A 17,277-nucleotide genomic window follows, 5' to 3' on the forward strand; every position below is an offset into this window, starting at 1 on the left:
TGCTTGCCTCATTCGTGAGCCAGCCTCCCAACGAGGAGCTATGCACGAAAGTTTTCGGCCCCTCGCCCTTTGCGAGACAAGGTCATCTCCATCGCCGGCTTCAGGGCTCGACGTCTGCTGCGCCGCGGATCCAAAGCCGCACTCCACTCATCATACGGCGGCCGGATGAGAACCTCCACAGGGTCGTTCGCCACCGCGGCAGAGCCCAGCTGTAGAGCCTCTTCGGCGTTATTGCAGTCGATCTCTTGCGCTTTCAGTGTCCTACCGCAGTCGTCGAGCGTGAAGATATAGCAGCGCATCGAAGTTTCGCGTTGGTTGTTCAGTCGGGAATTCCGACGCAGGCCTAGACGTTCCTTCTTGGGCATTCACCGGCTCGGTACCTTCCCGTGCGGCCTATCGGTTCCCGAATTAACTTCCAGCGAGGAGATCAAGCTTAATTTGAAGCTTTGATTGCGGCGACGCATCGGTGGGGTAGCTTTGCCCACCGGACATTGCCCCGTCCGGGTTCACCATGGCGAAGTCGTCGCGCCAAGATACTCGGCGCGGCGGCTTCGTTTATCCGCCACAAAGGTATGAGCTTCATTTGGCGAATAAGCCCGACGATGACCGGTTCGATCTCGTTGAGATGCGACGACAGATCACGAACTTGCGCTCGCAACACTCTGACAATCTTCTCGTCACACCGCGATTGAACCGCTTCCTCGTGAAGATTGCTTTTCTCTCAGAGCCAAAAGATGCGGCGCACGCTCGACATCTTCGGTCTGAACTCGCGCGGACCCTGCAAACTGATGAAGCGATCGTCGCGCGGGACCAATCCGTCACGCCCTCAGGCACCGTTAAGCGGCCCAAGTAACACTAACGCGCGGATGTTCTTGCGCCGGCCGACAGCGGACCCGATGCTGGATGCAGTCGCGAAGTCGTCCTCGTCTCGCGTAACGGCGCCTTCGCGGCGAGGGGTCGCCGCCCCTCGGTCGGCGGCCCCGCCATGTGATGCTGCTAGCCTCGGGGGGCAAAGTGTCTGTTGAATGGACGGGTGTTGAACGGCGACGCGTCACACGCAAGACGGTCGACCAGACAGTTACCGTGGACCGAGCAGATCGCCCAGCTGGTCGAACTGGATCTAGATGGGGGCCTCGACCAGGCGATTGAGGAACTTGCCGATCTGAGCGAGACATCAGCGTGAAATAGACCATCGCACCAATGCAAGGACGAACGGCAAGTTTTTGCTCAGTGACGCGCCGACTAAGCAGGCCGCTAAACAAAACAAAGGATCGAGACCATCAACATTCAAACAAACAATTATTTTGCCGAGCTTTCCCCCCGTCCAGTTCCTATTCCCTGCGACGTGAAGACGTTGCACTGGCGCAACAGCCCTTATGTTCCGCTTCGGAACAAATGCTTTCGACTCAACCCCCGAGCCAAGTTCTGAAATCATCACTGTAACCGGGGCTGGAAGTGCTCATTCCGTAAACAATCAATTTTCCCGGACAGGCCGCAGGATCCACTTCAGATCCTGCGGCCTTTTCATGTCAGCGGCGCCTGGGCGGTATGGGGAAACAGGTACACCGTAAAGTATGGCAAACGACGAGACAAAGAGGCCGCCCCCGGACGGAGGAGTCCTGACGCCGCCGCCTGCTGGACCCTCGCGGCGCTTGTGTCAAACATCGCGATCGGCCCCAGCGTGGCGCGCGTCAGAAGCACTGGATCAAGGTGAAGCACCCGCCATAGCGGCCCTCGGCTCTTTGTGAACTGCTTCACACGTCCGACACTGTTGGCCTGCTAGGCTTACTGCGTTGGGAATTTCAGGGGCCCGGCTGAAATAAACGCCGCCAGGACGCTGTATTTCGAGCCGGGCGGCGTAAGCTTGAGTGACCAGATCCTAGCCGGTGAGGCCACAGGTCCGGCGAGGCATGGGGAAGCAGCGAGGCTTCGGAGTGCATGAAAGAGGCCAGTGTGAGATGCCGACGATTGAAGCTGAGCAATCGGCTCGAACACAAGCTCGTCACAACAACATCCAACGATACCGCCGCTTATTGCGAACCCGCCTGACCGAATTTGAGCGGAAGTTTATCGAGAAGCGTTTGAGCGAAGAGCGATCAGAGCTGGAGAGATTAGCCAACGCTCTTTCAAACGAGCTTCAATCAGACGGCCCTCCCTAGGGACCGAGCTCGAACGAACGCACGACCAAGTGCGTGGCTACTGAGTCTTAGCCATATCTGCATTGCATCAGGGGTCTCGCTCGGAATCAGTTCTCGAGAACGCTATCGTTTCCCTTCGATCCCGCGATGGTCTGACGCTCGGGTATCTGCTGCGGCTGATAGCGCGACTCGCGCTCACGGGGGGGGCGGGCGTTCGGACGGATCGCGGCTGATCTTAGCTCGGAGCTCGATAAGATCGGTGAACACGTCGGCCTGGCGGCGCAGCTCGTCGGCGATCATCGGCGGTGGGTTGGCGATCGTGGAAATAACAGTGACCCGAACGCCGCGGCGCTGTACCGCCTCGACCAGGCGCCGGAAGTCTCCGTCACCCGAGAACAGCACCATCTGGTCGATATGGGCGGCGAGCTCCATGGCACTGACAGCGAGCTCAATATCCATGTTGCCCTTGACCTTGCGCCGACCGCCGGCGTCAATGAACTCCTTGGTTGGCTTAGTGACGACGGTGTAGCCATTATAGTCAAGCCAGTCGATCAGCGGACGGATCGAGGAGTACTCTTGGTCCTCGATAATGGCAGTGTAATAGAAGGCGCGCAGAAGCGTACCGCGGCTCTGAAATTCGCTCAGCAGGCGTTTGTAATCGATATCGAAGCCGAGCGTCTTCGCTGTGGCGTAGAGATTGGCTCCGTCGATAAAGAGCGCAATCCTGTTGGGAGACGACATATCGTATCTCGGAAGCACGAAGTGCCATGCTGCGGGGAATACGAACCCGCCAATGAGGCGGCACTTCCAAAGCTTTCATCAAAGCCGGATTTTCTGATGCTATACCGGGGTCCTTTAACCTTCAAACAGTTTTGCTCCGGCCAAAATTAATTCGTAACACCGCCGGACTACGAAAAGTCCTACGCGGCGGCGTAGAGGGGTATGTCCGCCCGTGGTGGATTGGTCGGCTGGTTCGGCTATTCTCGACCTGTCCGCAATTTTGTGCAGCGCAATGCCTGACCAATTCGAAATCTCTGATATCACCGTGCAACGGCGAGGCCGACGATGGACTTGGCGCGTGTGGACCAGCGAACAGAGAACCGTGATGTCAGGACGGGGCGACAGTGTGCCGCTGCCAGATACTACGCGGCTAGGGGGCTTTCCAGATGCTCCTCGCGGCGCCCTACCGATCTACAATATCGAAAGCCTCTAACAGAGGTCCGGCTCAACGAGCAAGTCACTCAGTCCAAGGCAGCTAACGGAAATTTGGGTCCAGATGCTGGACATAATCGATGTGGATCAAATATCAGCCACCATTGCGCGCGATTGTTCCGAGCTCTGAGGGCTCGGCAGCCGGGCCCTGTCAGCTGAGACAACAACTGACGCCCCCGAGCCCGTGCCCACTTTCGCTTGGTTGCCCTGAGTTAGTACGTCGCTACCAGCAAGGTTGCGCTATGCTGAAACACTTGCTCATTGAAGTCATTGGTCACGTTTCCGGTCTCAGCGACGCGCAGCTTGAACAAATTGAGCGGTCATTGCCAGCGACCAAGGCGCTGATCGATCTTCTCAGTAAGGCACATCCGATCATCGAACAGGCGGGAACGCTCTATGATGAGGCGCAGCCGCTGATCGATCAAGCTAGGAAAGAATGGCAAACGGTCGGCCCTGCAGCGCAAATTTTGATTGATGTGATCTCACATCATCTCGACAAAGGCAGTTCGCCGGCGGAGGCCGCTGAGGCAGTGCCCGCGGCGCTCGGCGGGTCAATACAGAACGTCGCACAGGATCGCGGGATGGACCGGGGAATGAACCGCGTGACCGTGTTTGGGGGGACCGGCTTTGTTGGTCGTCGCGTTGTGCGCCATTTGAGCGTCTCCACCGTTACGGTGCGTACAGCCTCACGGCATCCTGCGCGGGCCGAGGGCGACAACGCGGAACAGGTCATCGCTGATGCACATGACGAGCGCTCTGTAGAGGCCGCCGTTATGGGTGCCGACGGCGTCGTCAACGCGATCAGCCTTTACGCCGAGCATGGAGGCGACACATTTCATTCGGTGCACGTCGAAGCGGCCGCCAGGATCGCTAGAGTGGCACGGCGGGCCGAGATCAAACGGTTTGTACACCTATCGGGAATAGGCGCTGACCCCACATCGCCTTCGCCCTATATTCGCAATCGCGGCGAGGGCGAGGTGGCTGTGCAAGCGGCATTCCCTGGCGCAGTCGTTATCCGCCCGGCTGTAATGTTCGCGCCGGACGACGCCTTTCTCACGACAATTCTTGGGCTGCTTCGGACCCTGCCGGCTTATCCGCTATTCGGCGACGGCAGGACGAGGCTTCAGCCGGTGTACGTGGACGACGTCGCCGCGGCGATCGCACAGGTCCTGCGGCAAACACAAAAGCCGTTTCCTATCTACGAACTGGCCGGCCCGCGCGTTTACTCATACGGGGAGCTGTTGCGGACCATTGCGCGCACCGCCGGATTGCGGCCAATGCTGGTGCGAGTACCCTTTGCTTTCTGGAATGCCGCCGCCGGCCTCGCTGAGATCCTGCCGCACCCGCCGCTCACGCGCAATCAGGTTGAGCTTATGCAGATCGACACAATGGTCTCGGGCAGCCGACCGGGATTTGGTTTACTCGGAATTTCGCCGCGATCGCTCGAAGAAGAACTCAAAGCGATGCTCAAGCATACAAACGAGGAAACTCATAACACAAATAAGGCTCGGACCAGGTAGGGCTAGACTTCGTTACCGTGTCACCATGTGACTACTGATGTCGGGAAGCGGCTTGCCTCCGAGGTCGCGCACTAGGCGCGATAGATCGATGGTCAGCTCAGGGGTCAATAGCGTCGGTTTGGCGCTCGGTTACGAACTTCCGGTCTGCCCCTATGAGCCGACATGTGGCTGTGCCGCGTCAACGGAAGCGATGGGCCAACAGCGGAAGTCAACAACCCTTCAAAGATATCTATTCCTCGCTGACCCTCGGTGACGCACGAAGATCAACCGGTGAAGCTGTCACCGAACATTGGCAGACCGCTCTTCGACTCCGCGCGAGCCGCCTCATCCTGGAGAACGTCCCAGTGTTCGGCCAACACCCCGTCGGCAATGCGCACGATGTCGGCGGCAATCCAGTTTCTTGGTAGTCCAATGCCAGAGAATCGCCCGTGGACGATGACAAAATCGCCTTCGGCCAAGATCAGGCCCGGCTCATATTTGAGGGACGCGGGAGAGGCCTTGATGAGGTTGAAGAGACCTTCGCGGCCCGGTTCGATGTGGGCGCTGTGCTGCGTGTATTTGTCGGACCAGAAGCGGGATGCTGCGTCGTAGTCACGTTTGTTGAACAGCGTGTCGAATGCTTCGAGCACGAGTGCCTTGTTTTGCTCCGGTGTGGTCCTGATCATGTGTTGTCCTTCGCTTTTCGACGGAATAGCAATCTGGATCGATCCGGCGCGGTCATCGCGACCAAAGCGACCGTGATCACGCTGAACAGGGAGATCACGCCCGCGCCGAGGTTGACGGCGAAACCGAGCCCGTGCGCGGTCGCCACCGCACCGAGAAGCAGCGAGACGGCACCCAACGACACATAAGCCAGCAAATAGATTGCCGAGAGCACGCCGCCGCGGTGCTCGACCGGCGCGGCGCTGTTGATCGTCTGCAGGCCGCCGAAAAACAGCAGACTATATCCGGCGCCGGAGATCGCCGTAGCGGCGAGGAAAACTGGCAAATGATGATGAGCGACCGCCGCCGCCAGCAGCACCATGCCTAGTGCGGATGCGGCGACGCCACCGGTCATCGCGGCCCGAGGTTGCAGCCTCCTCGCGCCAATCCCGACCACGGCCGAGGCGATTGCGAATAGGGAAAGAGCCGCGCCGTTCACGAGCGCGTTGGGCGATCCAACGAGATCGCGGGCAACCTGACTTCCGAGCGATAGGATCAGTACGCCGTGCGTGTAGGCAGTAGTTACCGCCGCCGCCGCGACCGCGAAAGCGTTGCGCAAATGGTTCGGTATGAAGGGGGTTTTGGGACGCCAGCGGCCCTGGGCTTCGGTGCCGGTATGGCGCGGCAGGAACCATGCCGCGGCAAACAGCGCAGCCAGGACTGCGGACAGCACCCAAAAGTTCAGCCGCGTGGGCAGCGGAGCATATTGAATGAGAGCACCGCCGAGCAGCAGGGCCGCGACAAAACCGACGGCTTGAGCGATGGTTGTGATCGTGGCGGCGCGCTTCGCCGCTCCTTGGCCGCTGAACTCCACCATTGCGGCGGTCGAGGGGCCTGCCGTGAGGCCGACGCCGATGCCCATGAAGGCGCGCCCCGCAAACAGCCAGAGCACATCGGGCGCCAGCGCCAAGAGCAGAGTGCCAAAGAGCGAAGCGCCGACACCCCACAGGATTGCGGCGCGACGGCCGACATAATCGGACACATCACCGAAGCCGACCAGAACGGCGGCTACGACAATAGGATAGATGGCGAAGACTCCGGTCGTAACCGTGTGGGTGAGATGCCACTCCTCGGCAAACAGGGGATAGGTCATCGCCGGCGCAGCGCTGGTCCACAAGGTGTGCGCGACCACGCCGGCCGCAACCCAGAAGCTTGTGCGTTGCCCAAGCTCGCACGGTGCGGAGTTTCGCTGGGTACAGCAGCCGCGTTGGTGAGGCCCGCAAGCGGCTAGAGACAGAGGAGGACCCTTGATCATCGCTTTACTCCCGGCGCTCCCGGCATTCCAACTTCAGAGCTTCGAGCCGCCATCGACGCGGATGATATCGCCGGTGATCCATCGGGCATCTTCGGATGCCAGGAAGGCGATAACCCCGCCGATGTCGTCGGGCTGCGCGAGGCGCTTCATTGCCTGAATGCCCAGCGCGAAGTCGCGGCCCGCGTCTATCCTGGTGAAGTTCAACATGTCCGTCTCGACGACACCGGGCGCGACGGCATTGACGCGGATACCGCGCGCGCCAAGCATCGAGGCGAAATGCTTCACCAGGGTGTCGACGGCACCCTTGGTTGCCGCATACGCGGGTTCCGTTCCAACAACGGCGCGCGCCGCGAGCGATGAGAGGAAAACGATGCTGCTTCCCTTGCACATAATCGGAAGCAGCTGCTGCACAAGAAAGAACGGTGCGCGGACGTTGACTGCGAACAGCCTGTCGAAATCCTCGACCGTCGTTTCCTCGATGGTGGCCGCTTTCAAGACCCCTGCATTGGCAACAAGGATGTCGAGGCGATCTCCGACAATACTGCGGACCTGCCTCGCAAGCTTGCCGGCGCCGTCCGCGGCGGCAAGGTCCGTCGCTATGGCATCCGCTCGGCCGCCGGCTTCGGCGATCTGCGCGACAACCTCGTCGGCTTCCTTCGCGCCGCGGCCGTAATGCACGAGAACCTGGGCGCCGGCGGCGGCAAGCGCGATTGCGCTGGCGCGTCCTATGCCGCGCGAACCGCCGGTAACGAGCGCGGTTTTGCCGGTCAGAGTAGCCATGATCATCGTCCTGGTTGTTGCTGCCGATTAGGTGACCGCTTTGGAATTCACTCGCACCGATGCTCGTGCTCCGACAGGAACATCGAGACATGACGGACGAAGAGTTCGGGATACTGGTACTGCGAGCCGTGATTTGCGTCGGGATAGAGAATGAGCTCGGCGTTCGGCAGGTGCTGCTGCAGGATGAACGAGTTCACGGAGTAGATGATCACGTCATTGCCGCCGTTCACCACCAGCGTCGGCTGCCGGATTGACTTCAGGTAGTCGTACGACCCTTTGAACCGAATGCCCCATTTGCCTAATGCTTCGAGTTGTGCGGTTGCCACCTTTTCATTGACCTCGGGGTCTCGGTTTTCTTTGCGCAGGCGGAACCGCTTGAGGAAACCGCGGCCAGCCGCCTGGCTTGCTTGCGACCTGGTGAAATGGACGGCGAGCCAGAGGTGGTCAGGGTCCTCGTAGCTTGCGCCGAAAATTTGCTGCGCCTCGGGCGTCAGATTGGCCATACCCTCGCCACCGCGTGGTCCGGTCCCGACAAGGATCAACTTGCGAACGAGGCCAGGCGCTTGGCCGGCGATCTCCTGAGCGACGAAGCCACCGATGGAGAAACCCAACACGTCGACCTTTGAAAGACCCAGCGCTCCGATAAAGGCAATGGCGTTGGCGGCCATACCCTCGATCGAAGTTGGCACTTGCCCTGAACTGCTGGAGACGCCGGCATTATTGAACAGAACGACTTCGCGGTCCTTGGCGAAACCGTCGGTCACGGCTGGATCCCAATGGTCCATCGTCCCGGTGAAGTGCTGGTTGAAGACGAGTGGCACGCCGCCGGCCTTGCCGTATCGGCGATAAGCTAAGCGGATTCCGTTCGCTTCGACGAACTGCGTCGGCGCGGTCTGGTGGGTATGAACCATCTGGTCGGGCCTTTTCACTCAGTGGGTACCGCATCCGGTAGGAGCGCTAGGGCCGCTCTCGCGCAATCGATGTCGTTCTGCACCATGGGCGCTCCGCTCACCCCGATCGCCCCGACAACCTCGCCGTTCACCTTGATGGGAAACCCGCCACCCCACGCCGCTACACGCGCAAGCGTGGGGATGCCGGCCAAAAGCGACGGGTCGCCCTGGATAAAGTTGAAAAAGTCCTGAGTGGAGACGCCGAATAGAGCGGTGTACGCCTTCTTCTGCGCAATCTCGATGGTAGGCATCGAGGCCCCATCCATCCGGCTAAAGGCCTTGAGATTGCCGCCGTCATCGAGGATCGCCACGTTCTCGCTAACGCCAAGTTCGCTGGCTTTTGCCACAGCTGCATCCACCATTTTCTGTGCCAGCCCAGAAGAGATGCTGTGTTTCTTCACAACGTTAGCCATTGGGTTCACTCCTCACTTGATATGCACTGCATATGCACTGCGCGTTGATCCGGTGTAGGTCGCAATGAATCGACTCTCTTGCGTATCCCTGGTGGTTGTCGGTGGTCATGATCGGGCTCCGAAGATATGAAGATGAAAATCCCGGCAGCATCAGCTTGCCGCGAGCGATCACATGGCGGTTTTGCCGCCGTTGATCCTGATAATCTGGCCGGTGACGAAGGACGCTTTGTCTGAAGCGAGGAACACGATCGCGTCGGCTATCTCTTCCGGCTTCGCACCGCGCTTAAGCGGTATGGCAGCATAGAACGCCGCTTTTTTGTCGGGGGTCCCGGTCAGACGATCGAGCATCGCGGTCTCGGTCGGACCAGGGGCGACTGCATTGACGCGGACGCCCGAAGGAGCGGCTTCGAGAGCGGCGGATTTCGTGAGACCTTCCACCGCGTGCTTGCTTGCGGTGTAGAGCGCTAAATTCGCCGCACCGCGCTCGCCCATGGTCGAAGAAATATTGATGATGCTGCCTGAGCCTTGCGGCTGCATGACCCGCAGTTCGTGCTTCAAGCTCAGGAGCGTGCCAAGCACATTGGTGTCGAACATCCCTGCATAGCTCTCGGACGTCTGCTCGGCCAGCGGGCCAGGTTTTCCTTCGGTACCGGCATTGTTGACCGCGACATCCAGGCAGCCGAAGCGCGCGACAGTCTGTTCGACAAGGTTGCGCACGTCGTCTTCGTGGCGCACGTCCGCCAGAATGAAAGCGGCTTCAGCGCCGAGGCTACGAAGCTCGGCTTCGAGTGCCTTGCCTTCGGCCTCGCGGCGGCCGGACGCAACGACCGTTGCGCCTTCCTTGGCAAAGGCAAATGCGGTGGCACGACCGATGCCGGTCAGAGCGCCGGTAATGAGGATAACAGGAGCGCCCATAGCGGTCGTCCTCTGAATCTTGTTGTTGACCTAAAACGCATTCGAAGCCGTGGCTTTCGGGCGCGGAGCAAACCTCGCGCCCGGACATGGTCAGTTGGCGCTGTGTCCGCCGTCGACGTTGAGGACGTGGCCGGTGATGAACCTGCCTTCGTCCGAACCGAGGAACACGATGCCGTCGGCGACCTCCTCGGAGAGGACGAGCCGACCGAGCGGAACCTGGGTCACCAGGGCCGCCTTGTTCTCCGCCGTGCCAGTAAAGCGGGTCAGCATGCCGGTGTCCGTGGGGCCAGGCCCGACAGCGTTCACGCGAATCCCCGATTTGGCGAGTTCGAGCGCCACCGACTTGGTAATGCCTTCGACGGCATGCTTGGCGCCGACGTAGATCGAGGCATAGGGCGCGCCCCTATGCCCATAGGTCGAGGAGATATTGATGATGCTGCCGCTGCCCTGGGCCTGCATGGCGCGCACTTCGTGCTTCATGCTCAGGACCACGCCGAGAACGTTGGTCTCGAAGGTCGCGGCAAAGCTTTCCGCGGTCTGGTCTGTGATCGGGCCGACCGCACCTTCGGTGGCGGCATTGTTCACCGCGACATCGAGACGGCCAAACCGTGCGACGGTCTTGTCGACCATAGCGCGGACGTCATCCTCCTTGCGGACGTCGGTGTTGATGAACTCGGCCTCGGAACCGAACGAGCGCAGCTCCTTGACGAGCGCCTGGCCGGCCTCATCGCGCCGGCCGGCAACGACCACCTTCGCGCCCTTCTTGGCGAAGGCGACGGCAGCGGCGCGACCAATGCCGGTCAAGGCACCCGTGATCAATACGACTGAGTTACTCATTTGTGATCCTCGCAATTTACTGCCCTACCGGGAGAGCATGGAACCGGAAACTTATGGCCGCGGCTTTTAAGACCGAGAACAGTCTCAGGTGCTTTCCCTGAAAGCCATGTAGGCTCCGCTGGCACCCCCGAAAAAGACTTTGTAAGTTGGCGGGCATGCCTTGGAGATATGGAGGGAGCGTTATGGAGCTACGGCACCTTCGCTATTTCATCGCGGTCGCCGAGGAAGGCAGCCTGACGGTCGCGGCTGAGAAAAGGCTGCACACGGCGCAGCCTTCCCTCAGCCGCCAAATCCGCGATCTCGAATACGAGGTTGGCGTCGAGTTGATGAGCCGTAGCGTGCACGGCATCGAATTGACCGCCGCTGGCAAGGCCTTTCTCGACCATGCACGGCTGGCGCTCACCCAGGCAGAGGCAGCCAAGGAAGCAGCGCGGCGGGCGGCTCAACCCGCCAAGCCGTCCTTCGCTCTAGGGTGTCTCACGGGGAAGGAAATAGAATGGTTGCCTGAAGCGATGCGCATCCTTCACGATGAACTGTCCAATATAGAGGTCACAGTCTTTAGCCAGAATTCCCCGGACCTCGCGGACGCCTTGATACGGGGCAGGCTTGACGCCGCGTTCATGCGGCCGGAAGAGCGGGCGGACGATCTGATTTACAGGGGTGTGATTACGGAGCCATTCGTCGTCGTGTTCCCCAGCGACCACCGCCTTGCCGGGCATGACGCCATCGATCTGCGAGAGATCGTGGGCGAAACATTCATCATACCATCGAAGACGGCCCCGACCTCGCGCGCTGTGATCGAGGACTACTTGAAGCGGTCCGGACTGGCTATCGTTCCGGCTCGCGAAGTGGACAACATTACCCATGCGATATCCATGATCGCGTCGACCGGTGCCGTAGCGCTTCTGCCTGCCTATTCAAATATTCTTCTTCCTTGGTCCGTAACCAGCCGTCCGATCCGAGGAGATGCCCCAACGATCGACTTGGTTGTCGGCTACAACAAGGCGAATAGATCGCCGATCCTGAAACTATTCCTTTCGAGAATCGATGACTTGAGCGCCCAGATGTCCAGCAGGGGCCGGAAGGCTCCGTGACTAGATCGGCATCGCATCCCATCCTTTGTCTGAGGCCGATTACAGGGCACGGCCGCGCGGGGCTGGCGCGCGAATTCGGATCGGCTAGTGACCTTGAGGACTGCATTGGTGAAGATTTGCTACCCACGCGCTGCGCGCATGTGATCTGTCCGTACTCGCCCAACAGCGGACATCAGGCACCAGGGCCGCCACTTCCGAAAAGGGCCACCAGTCGACCGCGGCTCGCCAGCTCGAAGATGTCTGCTTTGGGCCAAAAGCTGCCATTTGAGAATAGCACCGCACCGCCAAATCTATTGGACGACGCCCATCTGATACCTAGAACGTAAGACCACACCTGATGTGAAGATCGCCCCGGACGATCTCAATGATGACGTCCTGCGCCACGGGGACTGGGCCGTCCTTCGTAACCCAGGTAAGTGTAACGCTATCGGGCCGATAACGGTTTTCAAATGTCGGTTTACCGAACCGCTCAATATAGGCATTTCTGGCATCTTGTATCGCATTCGGGCCTGCCGCCGTCGGTTTCTTCACCTGTTGGGCTTGGTCGAGGCCATCGACGTGAGTGCAGATGCCGCTCTCGAATATGGGGAGCGCCATGATCTTGCTTGGCAGTAGCGCAAGAACAAACGCGCATTTCAGGTAACGAGTTAGGACCACGAGAGCCAGCCTGTTGATTCGATGAATCGAGCTAAGATCGGCGCGTCACGAGCTAGTCTAACAAGAATACTGCTCAATGTCCTTTAGGGGTCAAAAGCGGCGGTCGGCCCCTGAGTGAGACGACTTCTGCTCTACCTCTCGCTCCAGACATGTCGCCGCGCGGTGTGCAAACCAACGCGATGGGCCAGAAGCGGCCCCCTAGCTCACGGGTAATACGATCTCGGTCCGGCACGGACCAGATGACGTTCCAACGCGCGGTCGGGCGACGAGGGTGCACGGAGAGGCTTGGTGAACGCGGCGGGAATTTCGATCTCGCAACGATCGGGGCCGTCGCGATAGATGAGCGCTCCTTGCGAAATCCGCAACACGACATTCCAACCGGGCCGTGGTTCATCGGACCATTGATCAAGAGCCGCAATGCTGTCTGGCATTGCTATCCCCTGGAGCGCTTTGATCCCGTTTATGAGCCGAATAGCGAACCGCGTCCTAACTTGTATGGAACCGGCAAGAGCTTCGTCCAAGAAACTAACTGTGTCTGACATTGCTCGGAGTCGATCGACCATTCGCTGAAGTTCGATCGTGCGGTTTCGAACGCTGCGGCAAACATTCGGAGGCCATGGCGAAAAAAGCAGATGTCCTGGCAGCCTGTAGCGCATGTTTCCTGAGTTTGTTCGTTGCCATGGCCACGGGCAGCCGCCGCCCACGTCAGATGATCGAAGGAGCAACACGCCTTTTGTTCGGCGGATGACAGGCCAGAAATTTTTCGCTGGCGAGCGACGAATTGCTTCGTGAAACTGGGCTATCGCAAGAGTGACTGGAGCCGCTTGGGCCAACTCCTCGATAGCCGCCACTACATGCTGAACATTCTCTCGAGCGTAGTCCTCCGCCAGCCTGCGGTTCAACCCGCGGAGATGGTCGCGGTAGGTCCACATTTGCGCATCGTATGCGTCCGCCGCGTGCTGAGGCATTGATCATCCATCTTTTGGATCGCGCAAACCATCCAAGTTGTCCGGTTCTTCCGAACGCCATTGCGGCGGATGCTATTGTCATTTTGTTAACAGGAGCTGGAAGTAACCAGGCCGGAGCGATGTCTCCGGTAGGTCTGCTTGGGGTCAAAAGCGGCGGTCGGCCATGACTCGGACGGCTTCTGCTCTACCCCTCGCACCCGACATGTCCCTTTGGTGTGCCAACCCACGCGATGGGCCAATACCAGAAATCATTCCAGGCGGCGTTTTCCGATCCAATCCCGGGTACCACGCGGAGGCGTTTGGGAGCGAATTGGCGGATCGGAGTGATCGGACGAGATCAGACGTACCCGCAGTTCGTCGCCGATCTTCAACTGGTCCGTATCATACCAGTCGATCGAATTGACGCCTTCAATCCCACCCACCTGACAACGAATCCCTGGGATCGCTTCCGCCGACGAAGCCGCAATTGATGATGCATTCGGCTCTTTGCCTACCCAGCTCAAAATGACGGACAGAACGCCTGTCTCACTCACACCGGCCGTCGTCAGCTTTTCGCCATTTCTCCAAACCTCGAAGCAAAGCATTCGCCTCTCCTATCCAAGCCTGTGTAGAATGAGCAATAGGACGAGGCCGATCATTCACGCATCACCGACTACTCTTTTTGGAAAAGGTGCTCGGGCTCAATGCTAGTTCCGATCCTTGAGCCCGCTCGCCAAGCTCGATACGCTATTTCCGCTGGACGTCCCTGCGACCGCCACCAGGGAAAGATCTTTTCGATGCCCTTTGAGGCCGAGTCGCTTGTTGTTTCCAGCAATGCCTGCCGAAATGCGAATCCCGATCCCAGAGTTGCGGCAGCATCAGCGGGATCGACGCGCACTGCCGAGGATGGATCGTTGATGTCTTTGAAGGTTGCGAGGCCCGGTATGTCATCTGGCGGCAAGACGCCTTGTCCTTTCAGCTTATACTCTTCGGTCCAGTCGCCTTTCTTAGTTGGAGCCAACGCATCGCGCGTGAGCCGATATAGATGATATTGATCTGTGCCATCGGCACCAAAGCCCAACAAAGCAACAACATTCTTCCCGTGTCCGAGATCCACGAATATCGCGCGGCCTTTAAAGTCCCTGCGAATCCCTCTGGCCTCTATGGGCCCCCAGTTTCCGCTCTCCCATGTACTCGTCTCGATTACACTTGACCCTGATCTGATGCCGTCAGGAGTTTGAACTTCGATTGTCAACCGGATGCGATGTGTGTACGCAGGCTGCGTCCACAAATAAACGATGAATGCTGTTCCTATCAGGATCGCGACTATCCCGATCCGCTTCATCCGGTGCCTCTTGTTATTCTAAAGTTCTCCTTTTGGTTGCATTTGATTTGGAGGTCAACGGCTCGCTCCGGTGATACTCAACGTTCGATGAATGAGTGAAGGACCGCTAAGGGTCAATCGGATTGGTTTGGCGCTCGGCCGCAGACTTCCGTTTTGCCTCTACCAGCCGACATGCAGCTTCATCGCGTCGATGGAAGCGATGGGCCACAAGCAGACCTCAGGTGTCTTCCCCAACGAGCATATTGTAGTATAGATGAAACTGCTGAGGCATCGAAGGCATTCTGCTTTCCTTTTGCGCAACTTTCAGTGCCTCAAACCAAGTCAACTTGTTCGGCAGATCGACCGCGACTGGATCACGAGTGATCTCGACAAATGCGTCGGTAATCTTGGCTGTCGGATCAATCAAGTCAGCCATGCTTTCTCGCGTTACCTTTCTCGCGGACGCGGGATCTGCTCCGTTTGTAAACCAAACTAGTCTCGGGAAGTTGTCGGCCGAAAGGGCTCGCCGTCCACTCAGCTTCGACAGTTCTGGCAAGTCCCTAAAAGTGCTTTGGTTGCCGAATGCCTTGGCGCAGAGAAAAATTGCGTCGATGGCCCCATCTGGCGTTGGTAAAATGTGATCACCGGTGTGTAGTGCCGCTACGAGCACACCGTGGGTCCCGAGGTCAATCAATGTCGCCTGACCGCTTAGTCCGGCTGCACATCCCGAAGCATCCGCAATCTTCGGCCCGCATCCCCAGTTGACTTGTATGACGCTCGAACCAGCATGGGTCTTCTCTCCGACTTCAACTGTCAAATGAAGCCGGTAGCGATACGAGTAGCTCGGGAGCACCATCTTGTAGGCCAGGACACTAGCCGCCAAGAGGATTGCGGTAGCGCCAACGAGCCATTTGGCACCGTTCATGGATGGATCCTGCTAATCATAACGACCCGGTGCATCGGCGTCCCGACCATTATCGTTGGTTGCATCAGAAAATGGCATCAACTTTCCACGCGATACTAAACTTTCCATGAATGCACAGATCGAATGTCCGCTTCGGGTCAAAGGCGGTAGTCGAAAGCTATGCCGCCGATGTCCGGTCTGCTTCTAGCTGCGGACTGCACCCATTCGCCTCCGGGCCAGAAGCGGACCCACGGTCTGCGAACAGCGCTCGCTAGCCTTCACGACGCTTCGCGCATGACATTGGCTAACGAACGGTGAAAGCGTAGCCGCAAAAGATCCAACGTCATCGATCACTTCCACAACCTCTGTTTGCTATGCGATTGCAGTGCTACATCAGCCCGACCGCAATCGACCCGTATAAGTGGATATGAAGACATTACCCAGCCTGATCTTCGGAACCGTTGTCGTTTTACTCGGCTTGGGGCTGATGCTGTTGTTTTCGCAACCTTGGCTCGTCTTCGGCGCTCTTTTCAGTTTCACGAAGCCGGTCAAGGTCACTGCACCCGGCCAGGACCGCGGCTACTATTACCGATTTAAGGCCAGCTACGTCTACAAGGGGGAGCCGCTTAATTTCGACATCGTGGTCGGTTGCCGCGTAAAAATAACGACCTACAACGATAACGATAGAACAGTCGAAGTCGGCGTCGTGCCAACGATCTTCGGGCTCAAGACAAAAGATGAGCACGGTGTGGTGGTGCACTTGCCTCAAGCCTGCAATGGCGAGACTACGCAGAACGGCAGGGTCCCCAAAACGCTGCTACCGCTCGTGATCACCTATCAACGTGCCGACGAGCCTTGGTCTGGCGTCGCCTATGCATCGGAGGACTCGTACGATAGCCCGCGCTCTGAATTGAAATTCCTGGGTTCCACAATTGCTCGAGCAACGCGCGAAGAATGGGAAGCGTGGCGCGAGACCGAGGCGAAAAGGAATTTCATCACTTACGAGCTGTTGGGCATCAACCCGATAAATATGTGGAAGTTTCCCAAATGGAAGCCGGGGCTTCGTGTAATGGCCACCCAGTGCTTCGGCATTTCAAGAATGAAGCTCTCCGACGCGGCGCGCAATGTCGTGACGTCTGGCTGGCCTCCCAGCAAACCAGCCTATTGGTTTCCTGATAAGTCGACTCGAGAATCGCTTTGGAATATCGCTTATGGACCCAGCAAACCCCCGCTCATCGAAGGGAATCGGTTCCAAGATTACTTTGGCTCTCGGGGCAATAATGGATTGGCACGACGCGAACCTGGCGCAGTCATCTTCTTTAATCGCCAAGTCGAAGGCGATGTCTACCCGGCCCACACAGACCTCTCGATCAACAAGCTGGAACCTACCGGTGAACTTCCTGCCGAACTGAGCGCAAAAGAACGATTGGATTATTCCGCGGCTGAGACTAAGCCGGAACTACGCGGCTTTGCCTTTTGCGATAGTTCGATCGTCTCGATTGACGGCGCGCCACAGTGGCCTTCCAAATATCTTTATCGCAATGCGAATCGGATTGACGGCGAAGCGATCAGCGAACAACTCGCAAAGTGGGGCACCAACTACGACATCGCCTTTGAGCGCGACGAGTA

The 17,277-nt window shown here is 58.6% G+C and carries 15 protein-coding genes; 3 read left to right on the forward strand and 12 right to left on the reverse strand.

The genetic code is table 11. The features are described 5' to 3' along the window. Positions 1–38 precede the first annotated feature (38 nt). Entirely contained in the window at positions 39–365 is a 327-nt protein-coding gene (locus tag UP06_RS27930) for a hypothetical protein (RefSeq protein ID WP_156163269.1), read from the reverse strand. 1,968 nt (positions 366–2,333) lie between these two features. Then, complete coding sequence (locus UP06_RS27940) at positions 2,334–2,879, reverse strand: LabA-like NYN domain-containing protein (protein ID WP_349509943.1); 546 nt, start codon at positions 2,877–2,879, stop codon at positions 2,334–2,336. A gap of 713 nt (positions 2,880–3,592) precedes the next feature. On the opposite strand from UP06_RS27940, the gene UP06_RS27945 reads away from it, so the two are divergent. After that, the gene (locus UP06_RS27945; protein ID WP_245305561.1) at positions 3,593–4,870 is read left to right on the forward strand and encodes a complex I NDUFA9 subunit family protein; all 1,278 of its coding nucleotides are present in this window, start codon (positions 3,593–3,595) and stop codon (positions 4,868–4,870) included. A gap of 263 nt (positions 4,871–5,133) precedes the next feature. Here the strand turns inward: UP06_RS27945 and UP06_RS27950 are convergent, their stop codons facing one another. The 7 genes from UP06_RS27950 to UP06_RS27980 form a co-directional block, all read right to left on the reverse strand. After that, the gene (locus UP06_RS27950; RefSeq protein WP_045006868.1) at positions 5,134–5,535 is read right to left on the reverse strand and encodes a nuclear transport factor 2 family protein; all 402 of its coding nucleotides are present in this window, start codon (positions 5,533–5,535) and stop codon (positions 5,134–5,136) included. Then, positions 5,532–6,827, reverse strand: a complete 1,296-nt coding sequence (locus UP06_RS27955) for an MFS transporter (protein WP_082081644.1) — start codon at positions 6,825–6,827, stop codon at positions 5,532–5,534. Before UP06_RS27955 ends, UP06_RS27950 begins: the two co-directional genes overlap by 4 nt. Positions 6,828–6,860: 33 nt before the next feature. Further along, the gene (locus UP06_RS27960) at positions 6,861–7,613 is read right to left on the reverse strand and encodes an SDR family NAD(P)-dependent oxidoreductase (RefSeq protein ID WP_349509944.1); all 753 of its coding nucleotides are present in this window, start codon (positions 7,611–7,613) and stop codon (positions 6,861–6,863) included. A gap of 41 nt (positions 7,614–7,654) precedes the next feature. Continuing rightward, positions 7,655–8,518: an alpha/beta fold hydrolase gene (locus UP06_RS27965; RefSeq protein WP_045006870.1), complete on the reverse strand. Its 864-nt coding sequence runs from the start codon at positions 8,516–8,518 to the stop codon at positions 7,655–7,657. A 14-nt stretch (positions 8,519–8,532) separates the two neighbouring features. Then, positions 8,533–8,970 (reverse strand): GlcG/HbpS family heme-binding protein, encoded by a 438-nt coding sequence (locus UP06_RS27970; RefSeq protein WP_045006871.1) that lies wholly within the window; start codon positions 8,968–8,970, stop codon positions 8,533–8,535. Positions 8,971–9,138: 168 nt separating this feature from the next. Next, positions 9,139–9,885: an SDR family NAD(P)-dependent oxidoreductase gene (locus UP06_RS27975; RefSeq protein WP_045006872.1), complete on the reverse strand. Its 747-nt coding sequence runs from the start codon at positions 9,883–9,885 to the stop codon at positions 9,139–9,141. Positions 9,886–9,975: 90 nt separating this feature from the next. Continuing rightward, a complete protein-coding gene (locus UP06_RS27980; RefSeq protein ID WP_045006873.1) occupies positions 9,976–10,722 on the reverse strand; it encodes an SDR family NAD(P)-dependent oxidoreductase in 747 nt (248 codons plus the stop codon). A gap of 182 nt (positions 10,723–10,904) precedes the next feature. Between UP06_RS27980 and UP06_RS27985 the strand changes: the two genes are divergently transcribed. Further along, positions 10,905–11,816 (forward strand): LysR family transcriptional regulator, encoded by a 912-nt coding sequence (locus UP06_RS27985; protein ID WP_045006874.1) that lies wholly within the window; start codon positions 10,905–10,907, stop codon positions 11,814–11,816. Between the two features lie 1,873 nt (positions 11,817–13,689). Here UP06_RS27985 and UP06_RS41090 read toward each other — a convergent pair. From UP06_RS41090 to UP06_RS28005, 3 genes are all read right to left on the reverse strand, one after another. Next, positions 13,690–14,025, reverse strand: coding sequence for a hypothetical protein (locus tag UP06_RS41090; RefSeq protein ID WP_156163270.1), 336 nt, complete (start codon positions 14,023–14,025; stop codon positions 13,690–13,692). Between the two features lie 68 nt (positions 14,026–14,093). Continuing rightward, a complete protein-coding gene (locus UP06_RS28000) occupies positions 14,094–14,765 on the reverse strand; it encodes a hypothetical protein (protein ID WP_045006877.1) in 672 nt (223 codons plus the stop codon). Positions 14,766–14,982: 217 nt separating this feature from the next. After that, a complete protein-coding gene (locus UP06_RS28005) occupies positions 14,983–15,669 on the reverse strand; it encodes a hypothetical protein (protein WP_045006878.1) in 687 nt (228 codons plus the stop codon). 406 nt (positions 15,670–16,075) lie between these two features. Here UP06_RS28005 and UP06_RS28010 point away from each other — a divergent pair. Then, on the forward strand, positions 16,076–17,277 hold a 1,202-nt coding region (locus tag UP06_RS28010; RefSeq protein WP_045006879.1), incomplete at its 3' end, for a hypothetical protein.

This window comes from Bradyrhizobium sp. LTSP857 (genome assembly GCF_000938285.1).
GTDB lineage: Bacteria > Pseudomonadota > Alphaproteobacteria > Rhizobiales > Xanthobacteraceae > Bradyrhizobium.

Bases quoted from the DNA above. Each gene is read 5' to 3' on its own strand.
- UP06_RS27985 (WP_045006874.1), top strand. From the start codon at position 10,905: ATGGAGCTACGGCACCTTCGCTATTTCATCGCGGTCGCCGAGGAAGGC.
- UP06_RS27940 (WP_349509943.1), bottom strand. From the start codon at position 2,879: ATGTCGTCTCCCAACAGGATTGCGCTCTTTATCGACGGAGCCAATCTC.
- UP06_RS28005 (WP_045006878.1), bottom strand. From the start codon at position 15,669: ATGAACGGTGCCAAATGGCTCGTTGGCGCTACCGCAATCCTCTTGGCG.
- UP06_RS27970 (WP_045006871.1), bottom strand. From the start codon at position 8,970: ATGGCTAACGTTGTGAAGAAACACAGCATCTCTTCTGGGCTGGCACAG.
- UP06_RS28000 (WP_045006877.1), bottom strand. From the start codon at position 14,765: ATGAAGCGGATCGGGATAGTCGCGATCCTGATAGGAACAGCATTCATC.
- UP06_RS27945 (WP_245305561.1), top strand. From the start codon at position 3,593: ATGCTGAAACACTTGCTCATTGAAGTCATTGGTCACGTTTCCGGTCTC.
- UP06_RS27965 (WP_045006870.1), bottom strand. From the start codon at position 8,518: ATGGTTCATACCCACCAGACCGCGCCGACGCAGTTCGTCGAAGCGAAC.
- UP06_RS27930 (WP_156163269.1), bottom strand. From the start codon at position 365: ATGCCCAAGAAGGAACGTCTAGGCCTGCGTCGGAATTCCCGACTGAAC.
- UP06_RS27980 (WP_045006873.1), bottom strand. From the start codon at position 10,722: ATGAGTAACTCAGTCGTATTGATCACGGGTGCCTTGACCGGCATTGGT.
- UP06_RS27960 (WP_349509944.1), bottom strand. From the start codon at position 7,613: ATGATCATGGCTACTCTGACCGGCAAAACCGCGCTCGTTACCGGCGGT.
- UP06_RS27950 (WP_045006868.1), bottom strand. From the start codon at position 5,535: ATGATCAGGACCACACCGGAGCAAAACAAGGCACTCGTGCTCGAAGCA.
- UP06_RS27955 (WP_082081644.1), bottom strand. From the start codon at position 6,827: ATGATCAAGGGTCCTCCTCTGTCTCTAGCCGCTTGCGGGCCTCACCAA.
- UP06_RS27975 (WP_045006872.1), bottom strand. From the start codon at position 9,885: ATGGGCGCTCCTGTTATCCTCATTACCGGCGCTCTGACCGGCATCGGT.
- UP06_RS41090 (WP_156163270.1), bottom strand. From the start codon at position 14,025: ATGCTTTGCTTCGAGGTTTGGAGAAATGGCGAAAAGCTGACGACGGCC.